Source organism: Moorena sp. SIO1G6 (assembly GCF_010672795.1).
GTDB classification, from domain to species: domain Bacteria; phylum Cyanobacteriota; class Cyanobacteriia; order Cyanobacteriales; family Coleofasciculaceae; genus Moorena; species Moorena producens.
On record NZ_JAAHFZ010000116.1, the window covers coordinates 1 to 7539 of the forward strand.

The 7539-nt window shown below is 42.6% G+C and carries 9 protein-coding genes and 1 pseudogene; 1 reads left to right on the plus strand and 9 read right to left on the minus strand.

All coding sequences use genetic code 11. The features are described 5' to 3' along the window. The first annotated feature begins 154 nt into the window (after positions 1–154). Positions 155–1672: a response regulator gene (locus F6K63_RS35905; RefSeq protein WP_008187565.1), complete on the plus strand. Its 1518-nt coding sequence runs from the start codon at positions 155–157 to the stop codon at positions 1670–1672. Between the two features lie 69 nt (positions 1673–1741). Here F6K63_RS35905 and F6K63_RS35910 read toward each other — a convergent pair whose 3' ends face one another. The 9 genes and pseudogenes from F6K63_RS35910 to F6K63_RS35950 all read right to left on the minus strand — a co-directional run bounded on the left by F6K63_RS35910 (position 1742) and on the right by F6K63_RS35950 (position 6751). Then, complete coding sequence (locus tag F6K63_RS35910) at positions 1742–1975, minus strand: hypothetical protein (protein WP_287314874.1); 234 nt, start codon at positions 1973–1975, stop codon at positions 1742–1744. A 150-nt stretch (positions 1976–2125) separates the two neighbouring features. Then, positions 2126–3136 (minus strand): hypothetical protein, encoded by a 1011-nt coding sequence (locus F6K63_RS35915; RefSeq protein ID WP_287314876.1) that lies wholly within the window; start codon positions 3134–3136, stop codon positions 2126–2128. 14 nt (positions 3137–3150) lie between these two features. Continuing rightward, positions 3151–4626, minus strand: coding sequence for a mechanosensitive ion channel domain-containing protein (locus F6K63_RS35920; RefSeq protein WP_287314878.1), 1476 nt, complete (start codon positions 4624–4626; stop codon positions 3151–3153). Between the two features lie 301 nt (positions 4627–4927). Further along, on the minus strand, positions 4928–5134 hold the full coding sequence (locus F6K63_RS35925) for a hypothetical protein (RefSeq protein WP_287314879.1): 207 nt from the start codon (positions 5132–5134) through the stop codon (positions 4928–4930). A gap of 92 nt (positions 5135–5226) precedes the next feature. After that, positions 5227–5571, minus strand: coding sequence for a XisI protein (locus F6K63_RS35930; protein ID WP_287266739.1), 345 nt, complete (start codon positions 5569–5571; stop codon positions 5227–5229). Continuing rightward, a pseudogene (locus tag F6K63_RS38190) lies at positions 5559–5973 on the minus strand (XisH family protein). Before F6K63_RS38190 ends, F6K63_RS35930 begins: the two are co-directional and overlap by 13 nt. A gap of 36 nt (positions 5974–6009) precedes the next feature. Next, on the minus strand, positions 6010–6147 hold the full coding sequence (locus F6K63_RS35940; protein ID WP_287314881.1) for a hypothetical protein: 138 nt from the start codon (positions 6145–6147) through the stop codon (positions 6010–6012). A gap of 77 nt (positions 6148–6224) precedes the next feature. Next, positions 6225–6491, minus strand: coding sequence for a type II toxin-antitoxin system RelE/ParE family toxin (locus tag F6K63_RS35945; RefSeq protein ID WP_008187578.1), 267 nt, complete (start codon positions 6489–6491; stop codon positions 6225–6227). Further along, a complete protein-coding gene (locus F6K63_RS35950; protein ID WP_044494174.1) occupies positions 6491–6751 on the minus strand; it encodes a hypothetical protein in 261 nt (86 codons plus the stop codon). The genes F6K63_RS35945 and F6K63_RS35950 overlap by 1 nt, the downstream gene beginning before the upstream one ends. Positions 6752–7539: the final 788 nt, after the last annotated feature.

The following is a 7539-nucleotide window of genomic DNA, read 5'->3' on the forward strand; positions in this document are numbered from 1 at the left end:
CCAAATAGATGAGTGGGAGGCTTAACTCCGATTGCTGCTTGACCACTCCTCACTTGGGCAACAATAAAATTTACCTTAACCGATTTGTAGGGACTTGTCCTAATAATCCCGGTTTAAGAGTATCCCAAAGCTGGACAAGGACATTACAAATAAAATGGTGACCCAAGAGCCGATTAAAGTCCTACTTATCGATGATCAGCCCATGATCGGCGAAGCCATCCGCCGCATGTTGGCTCCGGAAAAGGATATTATCTTCCGCTATTGTCAGGATCCAACTCAAACCTTAAAAGTAGCTAAGGAGTACCAACCAACGGTCATTCTACAAGACTTGGTCATGCCGGAGATGGATGGCTTGTTGTTAGTGCGTTTTCTGCGCTCTAAGGATTCGCCGACTAGACCTATTCCCCTGATTGTACTCTCAAGTAAAGAAGAACCAGTAATTAAAGCCAAAGCCTTTGGATTTGGAGCAAATGATTACTTAGTAAAACTGCCAGATCGGGTAGAACTAATTGCTCGGATTCGTTACCATTCCAAAGCCTATCTTAACTTCCTGAAACGAACCGAAGCTGAAGAGCAGCTTAAAGCTGAAAATCTGCGCCAGTCAAAGTATATAAAACAGGTAGAAAAGGTAACAGTAGCAGCCGCCGCTGTGGAAAATGATACCTTTGAGCCTGAAAATCTGGAGGAAGTAGCTGCTCGGAGCGACGAGTTAGGACGACTAGCACGGGTTTTCCGGCAAATGGTTCAAACGGTAAAAGCCCGTGAGCAAGAATTGACTCAAGCCAATGAAACTCTGGAAACCCTAAAAAATTCCTTTGCTCGGTTTTTCCCATTTGAATATCTGAATTTTCTGCACAAAGACAATGTGATTCATGTCCAATTAGGCGACCACGTTAGTAAAGAAATGGCGGTGATGTTCAGTGATATTCGCTCCTTTACTACCATTTCTGAGAGTATGACACCAAAGGAAAACTTTGACTTCGTCAATGCCTATCTTAAGCGTGTTAGTCCTGAAATTCGCAATCACGATGGCTTTATTGTCAAATTTCTTGGGGATGGCATGATGGCAATTTTCCCTGATGGCGCTGATAATGCTGTCTGTGCTGGAATTGCCAAGCTCAAAAAAGTCCACCAATACAATCAAAAGCGTGAAGCCAACGGTTATTTACCGATTCAAGTAGGGATTGGTATCCACTATGGTCACATGATGGTGGGGATGGTTGGAGAGACATTCCGAATGCAGGGGGATGCTTTTTCTGATAATGTTAACTTGACCGCTCGTTTGGAAGGCTTGACCAAGTTCTATGGGGTTTCTTTCTTAATTTCCCAGCAAACCTTAGAGAAATTGAGCAATCCAAATCACTATCAAATTCGGTTTCTAGATCGAGCAATTGTTAAAGGTAGAAATGAACCCCTTGCCATCTATGAAGTGCTGGATGGTGAGACGGAGGCAGTTAGGGAATTGAAGTTAAAAACGCAACTGGAATTTGAACAAGGTTTAGAGTGTTATCGCACTCAAGGATTTGACAAGGCTTTAGAATATTTTAATCACGTGTTAATGGTGAATCCTTTGGATAAGACCGCTGCCTTATATATGGAGCGAATTAATCAGTTGATGGCCCAAGGGGTGCCACAGGATTGGGATGGAGTTTGGCGGTTTACCAAGAAGTAAGCTATCTGGATTAATGGGAGTAGGGAGTAGGGAGTAGGGAGTAGGGAGTAGCTGACAAGGGTAGGTTTTTTAGTTTGGAGATAGGTAATAGGTAATAGGTAATAGGTAATAGGTAATGGGTAATGGGTAATGGGTAATGGGTGATGGGTAATAGGTAATGGGTAATAGGTAATGGGTAATAGGTAATAGGGGGAGCATGTCACTTATGCCTAATATTTGTACATTATCTATAGCCCCCTCATGGGTAATTGCTTGCTCTAATGGTACATAGTTCATCTGTTCGGCAACTAAGACCGGCTCCATAACAGGATTTTTGTTGTTTTGTCAAGTAGTTCATTTGTTCGGGAAATTTGACCTGCTCCCATCATGTTTAATCGATTTTAGGAGTTTTTAGGTGATTCGGCAACACTATCATTGATTGCATTTTTGCTCTTGATTTTAAGCTGATATCACCTAATTTTTCAGATACTTATCGAGCTGGAAAAACTCAATCAATTCCTCAAAATTGGTGTCATTAGCGGTAGGAGTTGAGAATTCAATAGCTTTAATTATGGCTGGATTCAAATACTTAAAAACATCATGGGTTAAAACCGAAATTGCTTCGGCGGTAAACCCTTTAAGTTCACGAGCAAATCTAGCCATTCGTCCCTTAGCAAAATTGACTTGAAAGCGAGTCCTTTTCAGCAGCCGTTGTCTAAGATTTTCATAAATAGTTTGTTTATCGATAGCTTGGGAATCAGGAATATCTTGATTCAAAATTATGGGGATAATATCAGGATTTTCTTCTAGAAATAGCAGACTGCCTTCCTCGTTAAATGCTTCAATCCCTTCCATTCCCAAAGTGCCTAAATCAGCCAAAGCAATAATCCGAGCTACCAGAGATAGGTTTTTATCATAAGAGTAGAGGTCAGGTTGGTAAATTGTATTGTCTGAAGTATCATACCAACAAATGGTAGCGTTAATCGCTTCTGTAATGATTTGTAAATCTGAATTGGTAAACAAGGTCAGATGGTTAGGAGTTTGCTTACTTATCCATTCATTCTGATTTTTGATGTAATCCAAAAGCTTAGTAATTGTAGCAGCTTCGCTCACACCACTTTCTCGCCGTCTAGACGTATGGGGTTGGATTTGAGGGAGAAACTCTTGCACCATATCGTGAGCAATGGCGCACAGATCGATTAACTGTTTGATTCTGCTCAGATAGTCTGGTGCTATATCATTGTCCAGACCGGCTTCCCAATCGGGTCTGATGGCTTGGAAAATCCGATCAGCTCTACGCTGAACTCCATTAACATGGTCACAAGTATGATAGTAAAGCTGTTTTCGCTCCGTTTCTTTTTCCATTTCCAACAGAGCAAAGGTTTTCACCCTAGTGACTGCTTCCACAAAGGAGCTAGGAAGCTGATCTGACTCATCAATTGAGGGGTGTGATAGATACTGATTATCCTGATTACGTTGATTCATGATAACTATCGGTTTTAAATACCAAAAATTGATTTAATACGTTTGCGAACTGCGGCGAAAGGAGTTTCGTCTTGCTCTGTGGAACTGACGGTTATTCCTAAGCGTTCCAATGTCTCTTGACGTTTGGATAATTCTTCAGAAATTCGGTCAGCTAATGCTTCGTGCTTAGCCAATAGACTTTGTAAATTGTCTCGATCCACCACAAACAGCATTGTCTCTTCTAGGGTACGAAGAGTAGCAGTACGGGGAGTACCCATCAGCAGAGACATCTCCCCGATAAACTCCCCAGACTTACGGGTAGCGACTCGTTTTCCAATGGATTCCACGAACACTTCCACTGTTCCAGATAGGATAATATAAAATGAGTCCCCTGGATCGTTTTCCCGACAGATGGTTTGGTCAGCTGGGAGAGTTTTCCGATAGCCCTCCTCAATGATATGTCGCAGTTCCATATCGCTACAGTTTTGAAAATAACTTACTTGCCGCAATAGATCCGCCAGCTTCCAGGTATAAGGGGATTCAGACTTGGGTTTGGGTTTGTCTGGAGCTGATTGGTTGTGGATTGAGGAGGAGCCATTAGTCACCCCGGGGGTTTGTAATTGTCGAAACAGGGACACTAAGGTTTCTGGATTGTGCATACGCAAGCTTAGCTCAGGGCGGCCGGGTTCGATTTGGCGCGATCGCAATTCCGTATCAATCAGATAATACAAAGCGCTTTTAATTGCTTCGATCTCTGCTGGTTGATCGATCCAAACCAAAAGCTCAAAATCCATTCCTTCCTCTCCATAGCCCTTGAACCAAACCTGGGGAGAGGGAGAGGATAAAACGCGGGGTTCTTGGCGGGCAGCCGCTAACAGCAGCTCTGTGACGACAAGGGAATCCAATTCATCGGGAAAGTTCATGGGAATTTGGAGACGACTCGTCGGGTCTTGGTAGCTCCAGTTTATGACATTATTTTGGACAAAACTGTTATTCGGAATAATCACACAAACGTTGTGGATGGTTCGTACTACTGTAGAGCGAATCGATATTTTTTCCACAGTTCCTGACAGATTATCTATTTCTATATAGTCTCCCACTTTAATCGGTTGATCTAGCAGGATAGTCAGACCACTGATAAAATTGCTAGCTAGATCTTGTAGTCCAATTCCAAAGCCAATACCGAGAGCACCAGCAAAGATGGCTAAGGAACTTAGGTTAATCCCCGACGTTTGCAGAACGATTAAAAACCCTAAGATGGTTAGAATGTAACCGATAATAGAAGCGAGGGCTTCGCGAGTACCCCGATCCATCCTGAAACGGCTCAGTAACCAATGTTTAATCAGGGCTTTGATGGTACGGGAGATAATAATAGCGATGATACATAAAAACAGGAATTTGCCTAAGAAACTCAGAGAAAAGGCTTGGTCACCAAATTCAAATAGCTTGGCGGTAAATACCTTAGAGATGGCATTCCAGATTTTCTGTAGCGGTGTAATAATCCAAGTCATCAGAAGTTTTTAAAAGGGAACAGGGGAAGAGTGTGGGGCTCACAGGGGTAGGTTTTTTACTTTGGAGATAGGTAATAGGTAATAGGTAATAGGTAATAGGTAATAGGTAATGGGTAATGGGTAATGGGGAATGGCTGCTCGCCTTCAGATGCTTGGGGTTTGGTGGGCAAATGTACAAGGTTTGACCAATTGATCAGTTATCATCGACCAATGCCCACCCTACTGCTCGCCTTGGGGTTTGGTGGGCAAATGTACAAGGTTTGACCAATTGATCAGTTATCATCGACCAATGCCCACCCAACTACAAGAGCGATCGCACTATTTTATCAAAATCCACTGATTGTGGTGTAGGGTGGGCAAATTCTAAACGGAAGTGCGATCGCATTCGGAGCGGGTAGGGTGGGCAAATACTAAAACGGAAGGCAATTTCATCTCTAACCCAAGACCATTTGCCCACCAAACAACTAAACGGAAGTGCGATCGCATTCGGAGCGGGTAGGGTGGGCAAATACTAAACCGAAGGCAATTTCATCTCGAACCCAAGACCATTTGCCCACCAAACAAGATCAGCGATTGGCCTACGGCCACGCTACTGAATGCTTACTTTGTGCCATAGCCTGAGTATTGGCGCATAGAAGGTGGCTGAAACCCAATAACAATATCATTTTTGGGAACGTTCATATTAACCAGATCTTGACCAATATCCCATTCAGTATTGTTATTCTGAATCCAGATCTTGCTATTTTTAATCTGTAAATGAACTGAACAGCCATAAACTCTTTCTTTCTTGTCCCAGCCGATGGCCATTACTTGATAATGGTCGTTTTCCGTATCAAAAATGTTATGAATTTCCATGTCACCATGAGAGGGTTTGTAACTGGCATATTGATTCAGTAGTTGCTTGATTATACTGCGATAATTTTGAAGCTTTTCTAGGTTTTCCATGATACAATTACCTCATTATCAATGTCATAACTTAATAGTTTCAGTTGGTAATCTTGAATAACCATTTGAGGAAATTCCTTCTGAAAAAACCTTCGGTAGGTCGTATCGGGAACCGCCATAAATAATTGTCGTTCTGGATCTTTTACCTTTAACGCTACTCGATAGTTAATGAATTGACCAATGGCAAGGTGGAAGTCTGTAATTGAGGAGGGATTAATAAAACTTTTGATTTACCACTGCCTTCCGCTGACCATTTCTTTCTGCCGCTATTAGCTTTTCGGCACCCAGATCAATAAAAAATTCTACTCCGCCTACTTTCAAAAAAAACGGATCATCGGTAATTTGCCAACCATCTTTAATTAAGGCATTTTTGACAACATCATGAAATAAGTCTTTTGCCATTACTCTTGCTCCCTTGCATCACAGGACCTGTGGTATTTAAAGTGTTGGCGGAGGATAACGAATGAAGTAGGGGGTAAAGCGAGCATTCCGTAGGGTAGGGTCGGCAAATTCTGATAGCTTGGCAATTTCATCAGTGCGATCGCACTCAGTGGCGTAGGGTGGGCAAATAATCATATTAATACCATTTGATCTCGAATCATGTCCATTTGCCCACCCTACAAGAGCGATCGCACTTCCAAATTCATGATCATTTAGAATAAATCTGCATGGGAACCGGAACGAACCAGAAAAAGATTGGTTTCTGAGGTTTTGTAGATTAAAATCCAGTCTGGTTCGATATGACAATCTCGGTATCCACTCCAATTTCCTGTTAAGGCATGATCTTTGTATTTGGGTTCTAGTTCTTTTCTCTCTAATAATTTATCAATAACTGATTTAAGCTTTTCCATATTTTTGCCACGCTTCTGTAGCCGTTTGACGTCTTTCTTAAAGCGGTTTTCAAAAACAGGTGATAGCATTAAATCCCCAGTTCATTGTAGAGAGATTCTTTATTGGCACAAACGGTCAAGTTTTTTTGTTCTTCAATATTTATAATCGCTTGTTGGGTCTCTTCATTGAAGTCGTTAATTGTATAAGTATTCTCTTCAATTCGTTTCTCTCTTTCAGCTTGCTGCAAAATAAGCGCGAGGTGTTTTTGTAAAAAAATGGCTAGGGCGTTTTGTTGTTCTTCCGAAAGCTGTGCGATCTGCTCAAAGGTTTCTTGGATTAATTTAGTCATGGGTTATTTTTGCGAAACCGTATTGATCGAAATTGTAGCACTTTGACATCCTCCCACCGCTAAATCAAAGATTATAGTGCGATCGCACTCAGTGGCGTAGGGTGGGCAAATTATCAACCATTAACCATTTGATCACCAATCATCGACCTTTGCCCACCCTACTAAAAGAGCGATCGCACTTTGCCCCGTCCGCCATCGATAATGCTTTCGAGCCAAGAGCATCGACCCTTGCACCGCTTCTTCTCCGATTTTCGGTTATTCATTCATGGTCACTTTGCTTCTTGATGATGGGTTCGTTCCTTTCTTGATTTACTACGTAAACGTAGTGCTGCCAGATATATGTGCAGATAATGATAGCCATTCCAATCCACAAGCCGGGCTTTTTCATGTAATGTAAACCTCCATACAACGGCAATAAGTTACCAGACCCTAACGCCCCAGACTAAAGTTGCTTACAGTAGGGTGGGCAAATTATGTAGGGAAAGGCAATTTCATCTTTGTGTCATGTCCATTTGCCCACCCTACTACTGATATAATAATATGTCTACATCATTGGTGTTACGAGCGCGATTAATATAGCGTTTATCGTAGCTATGAGGTACACATTATTTTTGCCCTCTTCCCTCACTTCCCTTCCTGGGAGGGGTTAGGGGTGGGTTCCTCTTCCCTCTTCCCTCTTCCCTGCTCCCTGCTCCCTGCTCCCTGCTCCCTGCTCCCTGCTCCCTGCTCCCTGCTCCCTGCTCCCTGCTCCCTGCTCCCTGCTCCCCGCTCCCTGCTCCCTGCTCCCA